Origin of the sequence: Streptomyces sp. NBC_01471 (assembly GCF_041438865.1) — a bacterium.
In the GTDB taxonomy this organism is placed as follows: Bacteria; Actinomycetota; Actinomycetes; order Streptomycetales; family Streptomycetaceae; genus Streptomyces.
On sequence record NZ_CP109450.1, the window covers coordinates 1 to 16,399 of the forward strand.

General features: G+C 67.4%; 18 protein-coding genes and 3 pseudogenes. 7 read left to right on the forward strand and 14 right to left on the reverse strand.

Annotated features, from left to right (window positions below; all coding sequences use genetic code 11):
- Positions 1-764: 764 nt before the first annotated feature.
- Positions 765-1,259: pseudogene (locus tag OG285_RS00005) on the reverse strand (GNAT family N-acetyltransferase); the annotation flags it as partial.
- Positions 1,260-1,304: 45 nt separating this feature from the next.
- On the opposite strand from OG285_RS00005, the gene OG285_RS00010 reads away from it, so the two are divergent.
- Entirely contained in the window at positions 1,305-1,736 is a 432-nt protein-coding gene (locus OG285_RS00010) for a hypothetical protein (protein WP_371789717.1), read from the forward strand.
- 13 nt (positions 1,737-1,749) lie between these two features.
- Here OG285_RS00010 and OG285_RS00015 read toward each other — a convergent pair.
- Both OG285_RS00015 and OG285_RS00020 read right to left on the reverse strand, forming a co-directional pair.
- Positions 1,750-2,627, reverse strand: a protein-coding gene (locus OG285_RS00015; protein ID WP_371789718.1) for an IS5 family transposase whose coding sequence is annotated in 2 segments (ribosomal slippage) — positions 1,750-2,406 and positions 2,409-2,627 — 876 coding nt in all. Because the reading frame shifts where the segments join, the coding sequence is not laid out codon by codon here.
- Between the two features lie 48 nt (positions 2,628-2,675).
- Positions 2,676-2,789, reverse strand: a pseudogene (locus tag OG285_RS00020) (GNAT family N-acetyltransferase); the annotation flags it as partial.
- A 467-nt stretch (positions 2,790-3,256) separates the two neighbouring features.
- Between OG285_RS00020 and istB the strand changes: the two are divergent.
- Positions 3,257-3,916 (forward strand): annotated as a pseudogene (gene istB / locus OG285_RS00025) (IS21-like element helper ATPase IstB); the annotation flags it as partial.
- Here istB and OG285_RS00030 read toward each other — a convergent pair.
- On the reverse strand, positions 3,904-4,332 hold the full coding sequence (locus OG285_RS00030) for a hypothetical protein (RefSeq protein ID WP_371789719.1): 429 nt from the start codon (positions 4,330-4,332) through the stop codon (positions 3,904-3,906). The pseudogene istB and the gene OG285_RS00030 sit on opposite strands and share 13 nt — an antisense overlap.
- Before the next feature lie 321 nt (positions 4,333-4,653).
- On the opposite strand from OG285_RS00030, the gene OG285_RS00035 reads away from it, so the two are divergent.
- From OG285_RS00035 to OG285_RS00045, 3 genes are all read left to right on the forward strand, one after another.
- Complete coding sequence (locus OG285_RS00035; protein WP_371789720.1) at positions 4,654-4,803, forward strand: hypothetical protein; 150 nt, start codon at positions 4,654-4,656, stop codon at positions 4,801-4,803.
- Positions 4,804-4,844: 41 nt separating this feature from the next.
- Positions 4,845-5,297, forward strand: coding sequence for an RNA polymerase sigma factor (locus OG285_RS00040; RefSeq protein WP_371789721.1), 453 nt, complete (start codon positions 4,845-4,847; stop codon positions 5,295-5,297).
- Positions 5,298-5,361: 64 nt separating this feature from the next.
- Entirely contained in the window at positions 5,362-5,559 is a 198-nt protein-coding gene (locus OG285_RS00045; RefSeq protein WP_371789722.1) for a hypothetical protein, read from the forward strand.
- Between the two features lie 250 nt (positions 5,560-5,809).
- Here the strand turns inward: OG285_RS00045 and OG285_RS00050 are convergent, their stop codons facing one another.
- From OG285_RS00050 to OG285_RS00095, 10 genes are all read right to left on the reverse strand, one after another.
- Positions 5,810-6,610 (reverse strand): transposase family protein, encoded by an 801-nt coding sequence (locus tag OG285_RS00050; RefSeq protein ID WP_371789723.1) that lies wholly within the window; start codon positions 6,608-6,610, stop codon positions 5,810-5,812.
- 134 nt (positions 6,611-6,744) lie between these two features.
- Positions 6,745-7,458, reverse strand: coding sequence for a hypothetical protein (locus tag OG285_RS00055; protein ID WP_371789724.1), 714 nt, complete (start codon positions 7,456-7,458; stop codon positions 6,745-6,747).
- Between the two features lie 12 nt (positions 7,459-7,470).
- Complete coding sequence (locus tag OG285_RS00060) at positions 7,471-8,127, reverse strand: RNase A-like domain-containing protein (RefSeq protein WP_371789725.1); 657 nt, start codon at positions 8,125-8,127, stop codon at positions 7,471-7,473.
- 90 nt (positions 8,128-8,217) lie between these two features.
- Complete coding sequence (locus tag OG285_RS00065) at positions 8,218-9,675, reverse strand: ABC1 kinase family protein (RefSeq protein ID WP_371789726.1); 1,458 nt, start codon at positions 9,673-9,675, stop codon at positions 8,218-8,220.
- A 117-nt stretch (positions 9,676-9,792) separates the two neighbouring features.
- Positions 9,793-10,101 (reverse strand): polyhydroxyalkanoate synthesis regulator DNA-binding domain-containing protein, encoded by a 309-nt coding sequence (locus OG285_RS00070; protein ID WP_356836791.1) that lies wholly within the window; start codon positions 10,099-10,101, stop codon positions 9,793-9,795.
- Entirely contained in the window at positions 10,098-10,421 is a 324-nt protein-coding gene (locus OG285_RS00075; protein ID WP_356836793.1) for a hypothetical protein, read from the reverse strand. The genes OG285_RS00070 and OG285_RS00075 overlap by 4 nt, the downstream gene beginning before the upstream one ends.
- 291 nt (positions 10,422-10,712) lie before the next feature.
- Complete coding sequence (locus OG285_RS00080; protein ID WP_356836795.1) at positions 10,713-11,810, reverse strand: hypothetical protein; 1,098 nt, start codon at positions 11,808-11,810, stop codon at positions 10,713-10,715.
- Between the two features lie 114 nt (positions 11,811-11,924).
- On the reverse strand, positions 11,925-12,995 hold the full coding sequence (locus tag OG285_RS00085) for a polyprenyl synthetase family protein (protein WP_371789727.1): 1,071 nt from the start codon (positions 12,993-12,995) through the stop codon (positions 11,925-11,927).
- A complete protein-coding gene (ispG, locus tag OG285_RS00090) occupies positions 12,992-14,095 on the reverse strand; it encodes a flavodoxin-dependent (E)-4-hydroxy-3-methylbut-2-enyl-diphosphate synthase (protein ID WP_371789728.1) in 1,104 nt (367 codons plus the stop codon). The genes OG285_RS00085 and ispG overlap by 4 nt, the downstream gene beginning before the upstream one ends.
- 692 nt (positions 14,096-14,787) lie before the next feature.
- Entirely contained in the window at positions 14,788-14,973 is a 186-nt protein-coding gene (locus OG285_RS00095; protein WP_371793688.1) for a hypothetical protein, read from the reverse strand.
- Positions 14,974-14,988: 15 nt separating this feature from the next.
- Between OG285_RS00095 and OG285_RS00100 the strand changes: the two genes are divergently transcribed.
- Positions 14,989-16,155, forward strand: a complete 1,167-nt coding sequence (locus OG285_RS00100) for an amidohydrolase family protein (RefSeq protein WP_371789729.1) — start codon at positions 14,989-14,991, stop codon at positions 16,153-16,155.
- Entirely contained in the window at positions 16,152-16,364 is a 213-nt protein-coding gene (locus OG285_RS00105; RefSeq protein ID WP_371789730.1) for a hypothetical protein, read from the forward strand. The genes OG285_RS00100 and OG285_RS00105 overlap by 4 nt, the downstream gene beginning before the upstream one ends.
- Positions 16,365-16,399 lie beyond the last annotated feature (35 nt).

The following is a 16,399-nucleotide window of genomic DNA, read 5'->3' on the forward strand; positions in this document are numbered from 1 at the left end:
CCCGGAGACACGACGCGACGGCCCTACGGGCCGTCAAAGATGCCGGGCGCTCCGCGCCCTTGGCGCCTTCGGCGCTTGAAGCGTTGTCACCTTCGGTGACACCGGGCCTCCGGCCCGAAAGGTCCGGCCTCCGGCCGAACCTGGCTGGCTATGTGTGACGGTGGCTCAGGAGGTGTGTTTGTGTGGGGAGTTGGGGGTTTCAGTGGCCTCGTCTCCATGGGTGCAGGTTGCCGGTGTTGGCCGACGTCCACTCCGTGGCCGCTCTTCAACTACCCTACCGTCACATTATGCAGTCGATCTATACCCGAGACAAGACTCCCCTCGACCGGGCAGCGAAGCCGCGATGAGCACACTTGATATACCATCAAGTGGTCTAGTCCACTGACTATTCCCTACCGAAGCGGGACGACGTGACGACAGGCCAGGTCCGATCTGCACCACGCCGTCCAGGACAGACACACGGTGGAGTCACCAACAACGCATCATCTCGATGACATCACCAGCCAACCCCCAGGCCAGACACCCACAGCTATCCGACAACACCTGCTACAACCCCAACGCCACCCATTACTCAGACCCGCAAGTGGGCGACCACACAGTCGAGCACAGCCACTGCTGATAGCTGACAGCCCCGAACCTGGGACCCAGGAAGCCGTCATACCACTGCACTTGGAGCGTTACAGATAGTTTGCGTTATGTATCCCGCTTCGGATCGGACCGGGCTGGCAGTGGCGGGCGTAAGCGGAAGTCTCCGGCGAAGTCAGTCAGATGCGGCACGGCGTGGCGGGCAGGTCTCGGCCCCAGGGGCCGGCCGACGGCGTGGCAGCCGGGTGCCACTCACGGCGAAGAAGGGCCGAAGACCCAGGAGTCGGAGACGTCGCCATTGACGACGCAGTCCTCGCGAAGGGCACCTTCGCGGACGAAGCCGAGCTTCTCCAGGACCCGGGCGGACATCACCTTGCGGGTGTCGGTCTCGGCCTGAACGCGGGTCAGATCCAGAGAGACGAACGCCCACCGCAGGACGGCATGCGCGGTCTTTATAGCGTAGCCGTCGCCCCACGCGGCGGCATCGAAGACATAGCCCAACGACGCACTGCGGAAGTCCGGGTTCCAGCCGGTCAGTCCGCATCAGCCGATGAACATGCCGTGTCGGAGACACGGTCGACGGCCACCCGCGCTCCCGTGCCTTCCTCCTCGATCGTGCGGCAGGTCGCGATAAAGCGCTGGGCGCGGGGCGGTTCGGTCCATGGCGGGGAGTCCCTAGGGCGTGTATCGGAAGCGGATCATGCGCATAGGGTGTCGGCATGTCGCTGAGCCACATAGCCCTCTCGTCCGGTCGTTCGATCGAACTCACCGAGCTGCGGATGTCTACGACCTACGGGGGGACGCTGGAGGGCTATCCGTGCCAGCGCATCAACGACATGAAGGTCAGCGGCCTCCTGCGACAGGCTGAGCATGCGTTCTCCTTCGCGCCAGTTCATCTCGTTCCGCCCTCCCGCGAGTACCCGGACCAGACCGCCGGCGCCTTCGGCCCCGTTGAGGTGCTGCCTTCCGTGGCTTGCATCGGTGTCTTCGGCTCGACAGCGGTCGACCCCGAACTCGACGCAGTGCTGCACCGCTCCGCTCTCATCGTGGCCTGGTTCCAGGCCACCCCGGAGATTCCGTCGGGCCAGGATACTGATCCTGCTCTTCGCAGCATTCGCTGGGACGAGCTGGCCCAGGACTATGAACTCTAGGGACACGCGCTGATCACAGCCACTCGTTGATGGCGGCTACGAGGACAGTGGCCTCATAGCGGACTGCGAGCCTTTCGTAGCGAGTGGCCACGGCCCGATGACGCTTCAGCCGGTTGATCCCGCACTCGACCGCATGGCGCTCGCGGTAGTCGACCGGGTCGAAATGCGGCGGACGGTCGCCGCGGGAGCCCAGCTTCTGGCGGTTACGTGCCTGGTCGGCCTTGTCGGGGATGGTGCAGCGGATTCCGCGGCGGCGCAGGTAGGCGCGGTTTCTGCGGGAGGCGTACGCCTTGTCCGCGCGGACTCGGTTGGGGCGGACGCGTGGCCGACCCGGCCCGATGCGGGGCACGCGGACCTTCTCCAGCACGGGTTCGAACTGCGGCGAGTCCCCGCGCTGCCCGGCCGTAATCACGATCGACATGGGCCGCTGACCTTGCTCGACGGCCAGGTGCAGCTTGTTGGTGAACCCGCCGCGCGAGCGTCCCAGTCCGTGATCTCCGGGCTCGGTGAACACACCGCCCGGCGGTTCCTTCTGCAGATCACCCTGCTTGCGGGCCCCGGCCGCATGCTGATGAGCGCGGCACACTGTGGAGTCGACGCTCAGGTCCCACGTGAGCGCACCCTTCGCGTCCGCCAGAGACTGGAGCCGCGTGAAGATCCTGTGCCACAGATGCCGTCCCGCTGCCACCGGCGGAACAGGTCATAGATCCGACCCCACGGTCCGTACTCGACGGGCACGTCCCGCCACGGAACACCGGTCCGGACTCTGAACCGTATGCCGTCGATCAGCCGTCGCCGAGGCCAGACAGGCGGTCGCCCCGGCTTCCTCCCCTTCGGCAACAACGGCTCCAGCACCGCCCACTCTTCGTCCGTGAGATCTCCCCGCCCCATGAACCGTGATCATCCAACGCTCAAGATCCACTTTCGACACACAGCCTAGTAGCGCAGCACGTGGGCGTTGCTGTGCAGCGCGTAGAGCGGCGTCGCGTCGGCGTTGGTGAAGGGTCGTAGTCGCAGGTGGGCGGTGTGCAGATCGGGGGTGGGCAATGTCATGCGGAGCATCGTGCCGCGTCACGCGCGTCCCCGGCCATCCGTTTATGCGGACGGTCGGGGACGCGTGCGTCCTGGGGGTGACCGGACGCGCCGCATGGGCGTTGAGTCCGCAGTACCGTGCCGGTATGACGAGCAAACGGCGGTCACGCTGGCGCACTCTCGGGACGCCGATCAGCCTCGTCCTGTACCGGACCCCGGACGGCTGGAGGTACGCCGTCCACTTCACCGGGCCGACCGGCATCGCCGACGGCTCGCTCGCCGCTCCTCCGCGCCGGACATCGCGCAAGCGGCTCTGGTTGAGAAGGCGGAGGAACCCACCCACTGTCGGCTCGACGTCCTCTGGCAGCCATCCGAATCGACCAGACTGGTGGACCGGCTTGGTCACCGTCGCGGGGTCGCTTCCACTTGCCTGAAGCCGGCACACCGATGTGGTCGAAGCACTTGAGCCCGACGGCGCCTGACATGGGACCTACCGGGGCTTCCTTGCCGAGCTACTGATGGCCGAGTGCGACGATCGGTCGCGCCGCTGCTCGGAGAGGTGGATCGAGGCGGCGGGCTTCTCTCGGGAGAAGTCCCTGCGTGTCTTCGACTTCGAGGCCAGCCCGAATATCGACGCGGCTACGTCCACATGCTGTCCAGTTGTGAATGGATCAAGAAGAGTCAGCTGCTCTGTCTGATCTGCGGCTCCGGCACCGGCACCGGCAAGTCCCACATGCTCATCGCCCTGGGCACCGAGGCGGCGATGAAGTGCTACCGGGTCCGCTACACGCTGGCCACGAGGCTGGTGAACGAGCTGGTCGAGGCGGCCGACGAGAATCAGTTCAACAAGGCCATCGCCCGCTACGGTAGCGTCGACGTGCTCTGCATCGACGAGCTCGGCTACATGGAACTCGATTGCCACGGAGCCGAACCCCTCTTCCAGGTCCTGACCGAACGCGAGGAAGAGAACAGCGTCGCCGTCGCCTCCAACGAATCCTTCGGCGGCTGGACCAAGACCTTCACCGACCCCCGCCTCGGCGCGGCCATCGTTTGACCGCCTCACCTTCAGCGGCACCATCATCGAGACCGGCACCGACTCCTACCGCCTCACCACCCGAGCCCGAGCCGAACGGGTTCAAGCCAGCTGACGAGACCCGGCCGCAGAGGCCGCCGCCCGCTGCCGATTGAGCTTCTCCAAGACGAGGTCGCGGAGAAGCTCGTACTCTTGCCGGAGTCTGCGCCATTCAGTCACGGGCGGACGGGGAATCACGATGCCTCCGGTGACGATCTCCTCCGGCCGAAACTGCTCGCGGGTGAGGTCGATCTCGATACCCATGCCCAGACGGTTCCACCAGTGGTAGTCCACTCGCTCTCCGTTGACGTGGACCTCTCCCCGGATCACCTCGCCTCCCAGCAAGTCGTTGAGCACCATGGCAGTCACCCCGCACTGATCCCGGGCCGGGTTGTCCTTGGTCCAGCGCGACCGGAACTCAGGCGTGCACGTCTCGGCACTCCAGCTGCTGCGAACGGCTCGTTCGATGTCGGTGAGAAGCAACGGTGTCATGCCGGTGATCCTGCCAGCAGCCACTGACAACGGCCGGAAGCTGAGAGCAGATGCGGCAACCGCCTGCTGCCTTCAAAACTGACGAACATCTTCCGGCTCCTCCGCCACTGCCTGCCTCCCCAACCCATCGACAAACGCTGTCGATGAACGTGCACAAAGCCAGCCGGAGCGTCCACGATGCTCAGAGGCCCAAAAAAAATCATGGTCCGGGCAGTAAACGTTTGAGCCCGCAGGCGCCACCAACTGGTAGCCGCCAAGGCATCCCGAAGGGATCCGCTGAGGGCGGGACGAGCTGGAAGGTACGCCACCATGATGGATCCCGTGACTGTGATGCTGTTCGGCGCAGCGCCTGCGGTGCTGAGGGTCGCCGATGCTCTCGCCCAGAGGGTGCTGTTGCGCGCCCGCGCTGATCTGGCCCGGGCCAAGGCCGTACGGGTGTCGGCGGACAGGGCCGCCGGTGGCGCGCAGTGAGCCGTGAGAAGAGCGGAGCCGGTTGTGGGGCCACGGACACGATGACCGTTGCGAGGGCTTACGCGCTGTATTACGGTGCGCTGGTCCGGTCGGTGCGTCAGCGGGCCGCGGTCTGGGGATTGTCCGAGCGGGACGTTGATGTCGAGGCGCTCGTCCAGGACACGATCGAGGTCCCCCGTGCCTGGCTCTCCACCGTGGCCATGCGCTGCCTCGGTCGTTGCATCCCCGCGGCTGCGCGGCGGGCTGAGGGAGATCCGAGCGATCACACCGAAGAGGGAACCGTCACCTGGAGCATCCTCGCTCCGTCCGCCAGCACGGAGGATCTCCTCGCGGCGCGGGAGGTTGTCGGGCTCATCCAGCGGATGCCGCAGCAGCGCCACCAGGAAGTTGCCTATCTGCGCTACCTCGAAGAGTGGGGTCACAGCGAGATCGTCGCCGAACAACTCGGCTGCCGCCCAGCCACGATCCGGGCACGCGCGGACCGTCGTCAGTGAAAACGCCCGCAGCGATCCGCAATTTTGTTATGCGGCTGGGGGCACAAGCGCCAACGACGAGATCTTGGCTGCTTGTGCCGGCGTGCTGATGGTCGGGCTCGTACTGGGAGCGGTGCTCGTGGCCGGCTTCCTCATCGGCTGGTGCTGGGTGCTGGGCGGAGCTGGCGGCGCTGCCGCCGTCGCCCTGATGGGCTGGGCGTGGCGCGCACGGCAGACCTGGTTGCCTCGCATCCGGCGGGCAGGACGCCACCGACTGCGGTGAAGCCGGCAGGGCTGTTCCGGCCAGATGCGGGCCGCCTCCCGCGCCTGCCGGGCACGCCTCCCTACATCTGGGGCATCCGCCGCACCGCTGCGGCGGGGAGAACCACCCGACCCGGCGCGGGCCCAGGCAGTCGAAGCGGTCGGCATCCTCAGTCCGCCCGGAGGCGGGGCGGGCGATCACCGCCACGGTGGGCATGCTCCTGGACCGGCTGCCGCTCGGGCAGACCACTTCCTGGCCTTCACCAGCATCGCTACACCCTGATGCGGTCGGATGAGTATCCGTGGCGGTCGCCTTCCCACTGTTCGACTCTGCCGGGCAGTGCTCCTGGACGTGGCTTTCTGGGAGGTGTGATCGCTTGCCCGCGGTGGTCGCGACTCAGGCCGAGGTAGCCGTCATCCAGGAGGACCTCGACGTCGGGGAAGTACTGGAAGCAGATGGCGATGCCTTCGTTGCGGACGGCCGTGGCGTCGTGCATCCGGCCAGGCCGCAGGGCATCGGTCCATAACGTGTGGCCCCGCCAGTCGGCGATCACGGTGGCCTTCATCGTGTTCTGCCTCTTCTTGTCCGAGACGAACGCCCGTCGTCCGTCGCGACCAGCCGGTGGCCGGCGGACCTGGATCTCGGTGGCGTCCAGCCGCAGCTCGATGCCCTCGGCCTGGGCGTGGGCGAACACATCCGTCAGCGTCCGAAGCCGCAGGTCGGGATGGTCGGGGACCGCGCATCCCCGTTCGGCCAGGAGTGTGCGTACTTCTGCGATTGCGCGGGTGATCGTGGAGCGGTCGACACCGAACAACAGCCCCAGCACCGTGTGTGGCAGGTCGTGGCGCAGATGGGTCAGCGTGGCCACCAGCCTGTCGACGAACACCAGCTGGTGGCAGGCGCCGGCACCCGCGGCCCGCTTCCTGGCCCCGCCTCGCGCAGCATGACGGCGGCCCTCGAGACCGGCCTGCCACGGCACGGCCAACTCCTCGATTAGACGCGCGAGATGACGCCGAGAGATCCCCGTGAACAGCCGATGCGCCAGCACCGCCCGATTGACCGTGATCGCCACAACCGGATCATGCCACCGGCCAGTCACGACACCTCACCCGCCATCACACACCAACTCGTAAGAGTGCGAGCTGAACAGGCGCCGCCGAAGCTGGATTGTGCACAAAACAGCTTCAGCAGGGCCTGTTGTAGAGCTCAGTCGACTCTGACGTTGAGATTGTCGTCGACGAGGAATTCCGGGTACCCGAAACGTTCACCAAGAGCGAGGAACTTCTCGCCGCGTTCTTCGCTGATCTCCACGGAGTACGCCTTCATAGCCCTCAGGAACAGCCGGTATCCGAGGTCCGCGCAGGCTTCGCTGACGACCTGTTGCAGCGCATGCACCACACCCGGCACAGAGCGCTTCGAGGCCGCCTGCTCCAGCTCATCCGCGACAGGACGGATCTGGTCCAGAACAGCGCTTCGTAGACCGGCATCAGTCACCGGGTGCGGTGGGGGCGGGACGAACGCCGCGTCCAGCCGGCGCGCACTGGCGGTCCATACCAATTCGATCCGGCGCATCCAGTCTCGTCCGGTCATCCCATGCTTCGCGGGGTCGAAGTACGACTTCGTGACGCCGAGCCACACAGTGCGGATCACCTCATCCGGCAATGCCGAGTCCAGCAGCCGCCGTACGTCCTCGCCGATCTGCATGCCAGCCGTGCGTTCGAACTCGGTAATGGATTCGTCCACGATGCTGAGTTGTACGTCTACCGGCCCACTCTTGGGGACAGACCGGTTGAAGTCCTCCTCGGAAAGCCACGCCGGGTACTCGGACTTCGACGCCATCCAGCTCAGCCCGATATCCAGGATGAACTCTTCGTACCCCTCCGCATCGCTCTCTTCGCCCTGCTTCATGCCCTGCTCCATCGGGATTCTCCCTCACTCCGGGTAGGACGTGTACACGACGAATTTGGTCGGTTTGTGCTTCCCTGCATACCGAAATTGGATGACGACCTTATTTCCAGTCGCTTCTCCCTGCGCACCGCCCTTGACCCACCTGCGTCCGAGTGATCCCTTGTCCCGGAGAGTCCATTCGACCAGTAGCAAGTCCTTGCGCGGGTCGGAAGACTTGTTGTGGGACTGCTTGATCTTCCAGCTCTCCAGCCGTTTCGCGTTTTTCGGTGTCTTGATCCAAGCCTGGATGGCCTCATCGACGGATTGTGCGGCTGTCGCCTCGTCGTTCCACCTCGTTGCGATCCCCTTGCCGATGGCGTCATCCGCCATCGGCTTGTCAGTAAGAACCACGTGGTGTCGTGGAGCCCGGTCACCGTCTGCACCGTTCCGTCCTGGGTGCGAAGTCGTACGCCTGTGCTCAGACCCGATACTTGGGTCCAGCCGGCCCGGGCTGGCACCGCAGGAGGTCTTCGACCTGACGGTCGGCGGTCTGCACTCGTTCCATGTCGGCCCTGAGGGTGCACAGCGGCGGGAGGTGTTGGTGCATCGGTGTCGTAGTCCGCGCAGACAGGCACCGTGAAAGCGGATCCGCGCGCCCGCTGCCGAGGGGGCTTCGTTTTGCCCCGCGCTCCGTGGTGGCATGCCGACTTTTCGCGTAGCCCGGCCTCGGTTCGCTGGTCCGGCCTTGATGGAGGACGCTGACGGCCGATCCCGCTCTGAACCATGCCCGGGCTACTTTCCGCGTCTGCTCCAGATGATGGCGGCGGCCAGGACGAGTGCCGCGCGGACCGATGGCCGACTGTTGCCGGACACTGTCGTGTTTCCTTCGGTTCGCCGGGTGGAGGGGGGGTCTGCGAGGTTGCGCAGGATCTCGCGTCCCTGCTGGAGGCTTCCGGGAGCGGCGATCATGAGTTCGAGGGCGGTGCGGGCGGCCTGCTGCTCGGAGAGGGTTTCCTGGGCGAGGCCGAACATGATGGTGCGCAGGTTCTCCCCGAAGATTTCGGTGATGGACAGTTCGGGGCACAGGTGCCGGATGGATCCTTCGAGGTTGGCGAAGGACTTCCCGAGAAGGGCGATGACGGGACTGGACTGGATGCCGCGGCGGGTGGCGTGGGTCAGGACGGCGGTGAGGGTGACACCGAAGTTGAGTTCCTCCAGGGAAGCTGAAGTGGCCTTGGGGACGAGGGCGGCCATGTCGGTCCGGAAGCCGGCCAGATCGGCCCAGGGGGTGGGGTGTCCCATCTCGGTCCAGGTTTTCGCCAGGCCGGTGCCGTCGTTGGCGGCCACGTTGAGGAGGGCCAGGACGAGGCTTCTGCTGACGTTGGACTCCACGCGGCCCACCATGCCCCAGTCGATCAGGTGGGCCGGGTGTCCGGGGGCGACGAAGATGTTTCCCGGGTGGGGGTCCGCGTGGAAGTAGCGGTCGAGGAAGAAGCCCCGGAACATGAGCGTCATCAGGTCTCGTCCGATGCCGGTGCGCTCGTCGGCAGTGAGCTCGCCGGGGTCGGCGGTGTGGATCGAGGTGCCGGGCGCGAGGGACTGCACCAGGACCCGCCGGGTGGGATCGAGTAGGACGAGGGGGACGGTCAGGTGCTTGAAGCCCTCGGTGAGGCCGATGGCCGTGCGCATGTGGGCGGCCTCCTTACGGAAGTCGCTCTCGCCCTCCATTGCGTCGAAGAGCACTCCCAGCATGGCCGGCAGGTCGATCACGGCGGTGAACCGGGGCGCGCTCCTGCGGACCAGACCGGCCGTCCGGCGCAGGACGGCCATGTCCTGCGCCATGACGAGTTCGACGCCGGGACGTTGGATCTTCACCGCGGCAGGTGTGCCGTCGGTCAGTACGGCCCGGTAGACCTGGGCGAGCGAGGCGGCCCCCAGCGGCGTATCGGTGTCGATCTCGCGGAAGAGCCGCGGCCAGTGGGCTCCGAACTCCTCGGCCAGGACCGGCTCCATGACGTGGAACGGCACCGGGGTGACCTGGTCGTGGAGGCGGCCGAACTCTTCGATCATCGCCGGCGGCACGAAATCGGGCCGGGTGGAGAGCATCTGTCCGGCCTTGATGTAGAACGGCCCGAGTGACTGCAGCGCCTCGCGTACCGCCCGCGCGCGCTGCCGCCCCACTTCCTGGCTGTCCGCCTCGTCTCCGTGTCTGGACCGGCGTGCTTCCTCCTTGAGTAGACGGCCCAGCACACCGGCTACATATCGGGCGCGAGTGGACACACAACCTCCCAAGGCACTTTCACGGACCGGCGGATCTCGGCATCATCCAGCCCGGGCGCCACGCGGGACGCCGTTCGCAGCCCCGGGTCACACCGCCGGTCCGGAAAACGGAACCTCGTCGACGGCGTCCACCAGCGGCTCCGACGTCCCGCATTCCCGCATCGCTCCGGGTGCGGTCGGCGCGAGAGCGGCGAGGAGCACCTGGGCCAGGACCTGGTAGGTGCACTCACCGCCGCCCCTGTCCTCTGTGGCCCGGAAACGGCGTCCGGCCCGGACGTCGGCGGCCAGCTCGTCCAACGTGACGGACTGACGGGTGCGTGCGTCGAACAGCAGCCCTCTTTCCGTACGGACGAGAAGGCGCTCCTCGCCCGTACGGACATGGGCCCGCGCAGTCATCCACGTGTCGCCGGGGGCTGGTCATCGGTCGGCCCGGTCCGCGGCCGGTGCTTGGCCAGCTTGTCGAGCTTTTTCTGCAGCGCGGCCAGCTCTTCCCGCAGGCGGACGAGCTCTTCGTCCTGGTCCGTTGCGTGCGGGGCGGTTTCGGGGGTGGTGTTCTTCTTGCCGGTTTCTTCCTCCAGGAGGTCGAGGGAGGCCTCCCGGGCTTTGCCCTCCACGCTCGCGAGGCAGTCGAGGAAGCCGTTGGCGCCCTCCACGGCGCCGTCCATGACGGTGCCGGCGAATTTGATGATGCCGTGACGCGGCCAGGTCTTGCTCATGAGAGGTTCTCCTTCTGTTCGGGTCGGGCGTCCACGACGGCCTTGAAACGCTGCTGTTCGTCGGTGGCGGAGGGGACGGCACTTCGGGTTCCGTGGCGGCCCCGCTCGCGGGGCCGCAGGAACAGGAGCGGTGTCGCGGCTGCCGTCGGCCACGGAGCACGCCGCGCCCGTTGCTCCTGGCCTGCGCCGCGCGGGCTGAGTCACGATCGGCGGCCGACGGCCCCGTCCTGCTCCCCGCGTTCGTCTCGGCACCGTGGAGCTGGCCGGTTTCGTGCGGGCCGGGCAGAGCGGTCACCCGCGCAGTTGCTGCCACCACCATGCGATCGAGGGGCAGGACAGGGGTTCGGTGCTGAGGTCGCTGGGGTGGTCGTTGAGTGTCAGCGGAATGGGAGCGGGATTCGTAGGGGGGAGCTGGGTGCGGGTGGTCACGGCGGTGTAGCGGGCGGAGTGCGCACCCCAGTCGAGATTGGAGCGGATCGCGTAGCCGAGGTCGGCGACGTACGCCCTCCCGGCAGCGCTCAGTTTCGGCTGTTCCTGCGCCCGCAGCCGCAGGAACAGCGTCGTCAGACGGTCCCGCATGGCCACCGCCTGGCGAAGGGCCTCCTCGGCCGGGCAGTTGTTCAGCCGGCCGAGCACCATCACGATGTTCAGGCTGGTCTTGTCGATGAGCAGTTCGCGGTTGTAGGAGAGCAGGTCGTTGTCGAGGGCCATCATCAGGAAGGACGATTCCTGCAGCGCGCGCATGGCGGGCGAGTGGAATTCGGCGCCGGGGATTTCCTCCCCCGCAGCGATTTCCGACCACGACAGGCTGGCTGCGCCGCCGGCGTTCAGCATCCGCAAATGCAGGAACGCGTCCAGGTCGGCGGGGGTGGGGCCGGACATCCCCCACAGGATGGCGTGGAACCACTTGCGGTGGGCGTCGACGAGCCGGTGGAGCTGGGTGGGGGTGGCGACAGCTTGCGCCGAGGACATGAGTGACTGCAGCGCGGCGACCGGGCCGGTCTGATCCGCCGCCGGTTCGGTGGCCGGAGACTCCATGACGCGAAGAAGGTGGCTGGTGAGGCCGATCGCTGACGCGAGTTTGGTGGGGGTGAGGGCGGTTTCCATGCGGACGTCGTCGACGTAGAAGATCCAGTGCAGCCACCGGGCGGTGAGCGCGACGCGGTCGGTGATGCCCTTGGGGTAGATCCGCCCCATCGCCTCCGCGTAGTGGCGTGCGATGACCCAGGCCCGGTCGATGTCGCTGGTGTAGAGGCGGAAGCGGTCGAGCCATGCCTCGGAGTCGCGCTCAATGCTGTCGAGTTCCGGGTGGACGGCTGCTTCGATGGGGCAGTACAGGGGCGGCAGGGACAGCGGTTGCGGGGCGATCGTCTGCGAGATCGTGGGCATGGCTTGCTCCTTAGGGGCGTGGAGTGGGTGATGAGGGGGCGGCAGCGTGGCGGCCCCTGTGGCCTCCCCGGGTACAAGGTGCCGGGGAAGCTCTGTGCGCGGGCGGCCGACGGGTCAGGAGGCGCGGTGGGCCGTGGCGGCGGCGAGACGGTTCAGTGCCGTGGTGGCAGGCTCGCGCAGAGTGCTGCCTTCCAGCGCTCGTTCGGCTGCGCGGAGCCGGTCGGTGATCATCTGCTCGACGGCGGCTGCTGCCCCCGTGGCGGTCAGAACCGCTCTCACCGCTTCTGCCGCGGTCTGGTCGAGAGACGGGTCGCCCAGAGCGCTGCGCAGCGTGCGCCGCTGGACGGGGGTCGCTTGTTCGAGGGCGGTGGTGACCAGCACGGTGTGCTTGCCCTCCCGCAGGTCGTCGAGGGTGGACTTGCCGGTCCGGGCGGGGTCGCCATAGACGCCGAGAAGATCGTCGCGCAGTTGGAACGCCTCACCGACGGGGATCGCGTAGGCGGACAGGGACCGCAGTTGGGCGGGATCGGCGTCGGCCGGGGCCGCGCCCAGATGCAGGGGCCGCTCGATGGTGTACTTGCCTGTCTTGTAGCGGATGATGCGCCACGCCGTGTCCGTGCCGGCCGTCAGGTCGCCGGTCGCGGTCAGGTCGAGGTACTGGCCGATGAGTGTTTCGGTACGCAGCGCGTTCAGCAGCTTCCACGTCCGGTGGATCCGTCGGTCGTCGGCATGCAGGAGTTCGTAGGACCAGCCGAGAGCGAGATCCCCGAGCAGGATCGCGGTGTTCACCCCCAGAATGTCGGCGTCGGGGTGGTGTGCGTGTCGGGCGGCCAGGGCGCGGTGCGCGGTGGGCCGGCCGCGCCGGGTGTCGGACTTGTCCATGATGTCGTCGTGGATGAGGGCGAAGGCGTGGAACAGCTCCAGGGAAGCGGCCACCCGCCAGACAGCGGGAGGCGGCGTCCGGTCGGTGATCGCCGCCCAGCCGGTGACGCAGAGGAATGGGCGGATGCGCTTGCCGCCAGCGCCGAGCATGGTGCGGAGCATCTTGGTGAACAGGCCGATCTCGGGGAGATCGGTAGCCGCTCGTTCCTGCTCGTCGAGGAAGGCGTACAGGACGGCGTCGACGGACGCGCGAACGCCGTCCGGGTCCAGCAGGGCGGCAGGGGTGGCGGCAGTAGCGGTCACGAGGTGTCTCCCGGGGCGCAGGCGGGGTCGGCGAGACTGAGGGCTTCTTCGAGGAGCGCGTCCACGATCTGTGATTCCGGCACCGTTCTTACGACTTGGCCCCGGATGAAGATCTGGCCCTTCCCGTTGCCGCAGGAGACCCCGAGGTCTGCTGCGCGGGCTTCGCCGGGGCCGTTCACGACGCACCCCATGACGGCGACGCGCAGCGGGTGGGGAAAACCTTCGAAGGCGGCCTGGACCTTGGCGGTGAGCCGGTAGACGTCGACCTGGGCACGGCCGCAGGAGGGGCAGGAGACGATCTCCAGTTGACGGGGGCGCAGGCCGAGGGCCTGCAAGATCTGCGCGCCGGCTTTGACCTCCTCGACGGGCGGCGCGGTCAGGGAGACGCGGATGGTGTCGCCGATTCCCTCGTGCAGGAGGATCGCGAAGGCGGTGGCGGACTTGATGGTGCCCTGCGGCGGCGGCCCGGCCTCCGTCACCCCCAGGTGGAGGGGGTAGTCGCAGCGGGCCGCGAGCAGCTGGTAGGCGGCGATCATGGTCAGGGGGTCGTGGTGCTTCACGCTGATCTTGAGGTCGGTGAATCCGTGCTCCTCGAACAGCGCGCACTCCCACAACGCCGACTCGGCAAGGGCCTGCGGGGTGGCCGCGCCGTGCTTGTCCAGCAGCCGCTGGTCGAGAGAGCCGGCGTTGACGCCGATCCGGATCGGAATCCCCGCAACCGAGGCGGCGTCGGCGATCTCACGGACCCTGTCGTCGAACTTCCGGATGTTGCCGGGGTTCACGCGAACCGCCGCGCATCCCGCGTCAATCGCCTGGAAGACGAATTTGGGCTGGAAGTGGATGTCCGCGATCACCGGAAGCTTCGACTTCGCGGTGATCCGGCTGAGAGCGTCGGCATCGTCCTGAGAGGGCACGGCGACCCGGACGATGTCGCACCCGGCGGCGGTGAGCTCCGCGATCTGCCGCAAGGTGGCATCGACATCGGAGGTGGGGGCGGTAGTCATGGACTGGACGGTCACCGGTGCGCCACCGCCGACAAGGACATCGCCGACCCTCACCTGGCGGGTGGGGCGGCGGCGTAGCGCCGGCGGGGTGGGCATGGGCGGGGGGATGGTCGGCTGGGGCAGGTCGGCTGGGGCAGGTCGACTGCGGTCATACCGCACTCCCGTCGAAGATGCAGAGTCAAGCTCGGTTCGCCGGCACGGGCACGCAGGACCGAGGTGACGGTCAGCGAGTGATGCCGCCCCGGCCCGCGAGTGCTGGGGCGGGGTTCACCGTGCGAGATGAATGTCCGGTGCAGGGATTTGCAGGGGGACCGCGTGGTACTCGAGAGTCCGCCCCATCGCACTGCCCAGAAAACCCGTACGGATGTCGTCCTCGGCCGCGGGTCGGCGGGCACGCGCCGTCCCGCGGCAGGACCAAGCGCGGCGGCGGCGCAACCGTGGACTCCACCACGTCCAGGAGCGGCCCCGGATGCCGCACCGCCGCCGACATCCTCTTTACGGGGAAGACCCGGGCACTCCGCGCCGGCGCGGAGTGCCCGGACCTGTGCGACATCACACGGCGCGGCGGGACTGCGGCCGGCAACGGCAGGATGGGAACAGGAGTTGCGACGGCGGCCATGTGGCACCAGCCCTACTAGCGGCACGGCTCCGTGGTCAGGCAGACCCGCCCCTGATGGTTCATCGCTTCCTTTGAAATGATCGTCCAGCCCCAGGAGCACAGGAAGAGCGCGCAAAGCACAATTGACGCAGGCGTGTGCCAGTGGTCTACGCCCCCGGCGTGCGGCACGTCACGTCATACGCCCGCTGCGCCTCGACCAACCGCGCAGGACGATCCGGCGGAGGTTGTCCTGGCCGACCAGGGCCAGACCGCGGCCGAAGCGCTCCCGGATCCCGGCCCCAAATGAGATGACTTCTTCGTCCGATTCATCCAGCCTGTGCCGCGAAGGGGCGCTCGCGATCACAGGCTTGAGCATCTACCGTGGCTGCGCATGAATGATCTCCGATCAGCCATCCGCGCCAACCGCCTGTTCGACGGCGGCACCTTGTGGGAGGGGCCGGTCATGGTCCTGGTGGATGACGGAAAGATCACCGATGTCGATCGGACGGGCGCCGCGCCTCCTGACGGTGTATCTGTGACTGACCTGGGTGATGCCACGCTGCTGCCCGGCCTGGTCGATGCCCACACGCACCTCGCCTTCGATCCGCAAGGCCACACCGAGACCCAGATGCTGGGCGACGACGACGCGAAGGTCCTGGCCCGTATGCGGAAGCACGCGCAGCAGGCCCTCCAAGCAGGTGTCACCACTGTGCGCGATCTTGGTGACCGCGGGTACCTGGCTCTACAGCTCCGGCAGGAGCGCCAGGAACTTCCGCATATCGTTGCGTCAGGCCCTCCCATAACCCGCACCGGTGGCCACTGCTTCTACCTTGGCGGCGAGGCGGACGGGCTAAAGGAAATCGCTGCGGCCGTGGCTGACCGGGCTCGCCACGGAGTTGACCTGATCAAGATCATGGCGACGGGCGGCATGTCGACTGTCGGCTCTGACCCCGGAGCTGCTCAGTACACCGTGGCCGAGCTCCGGACAGCGGTACAGACCGCACACGAACTGGGCCTGCCCATCACGGCGCACGCCCACGGAACGAGCGGAATCGCCGCGGCTGTCGCGGCCGGTGCAGACGGTGTGGAGCACTGCACTTTCATCACTCTCGACGGAGTCCAGCCGGACGGGCAGATCGTGGATGCCATCGCGGCCGCCGGCGTGTTCGTCGGCTGCACCGTGGTCAGGCCGCGCGTAGGCATGCCCGCTGAGGTACTGGCCACCATCGAGCCCTACTGGCAGAGCCAGGCAGCCATGCACGCGCGTGGCGTGCGCGTGGTCTGCTGCACGGATGCGGGAATCAACCCCCACAAGCCACATGACATCCTCCCCAGTGACGTCGCCTACTTCGCCTCGCAGGCCGCTCCGAACAGTGCTGCCCTGGCCTCCGTTACCTCCCTCGCGGCCGACGCCTGCGGCCTGGGGCACAGGAAGGGACGGATCGCAGCCGACTACGACGCGGACATGCTGGCCGTCAGCGGAAACCCAGTGCATGACATCACGGCGATACAGAAGGTCAGGGCAGTCTTCCGAGCGGGTCAGCCCGTGAACCGATGACGAACGCGATACCCGCCGAGTTGCTGAGAAGACTTCACGGTAAGTCGGCTGCGGCCTGGGCAGAAGTGACCGCGGTGGACTTGGGCACCCTCACCACCGTCGCAGAACACTTCGGCGTCTGGCCTGCGGTGATCTCGTGCCTCGAACGCGGCACACCCCGCGACGACGACCTCGCATACGCCTACCGCGACTGGCTCACCGCCGCTTAACCTCGGCCACCCAACAACTCCTCTCCCCTGAGACG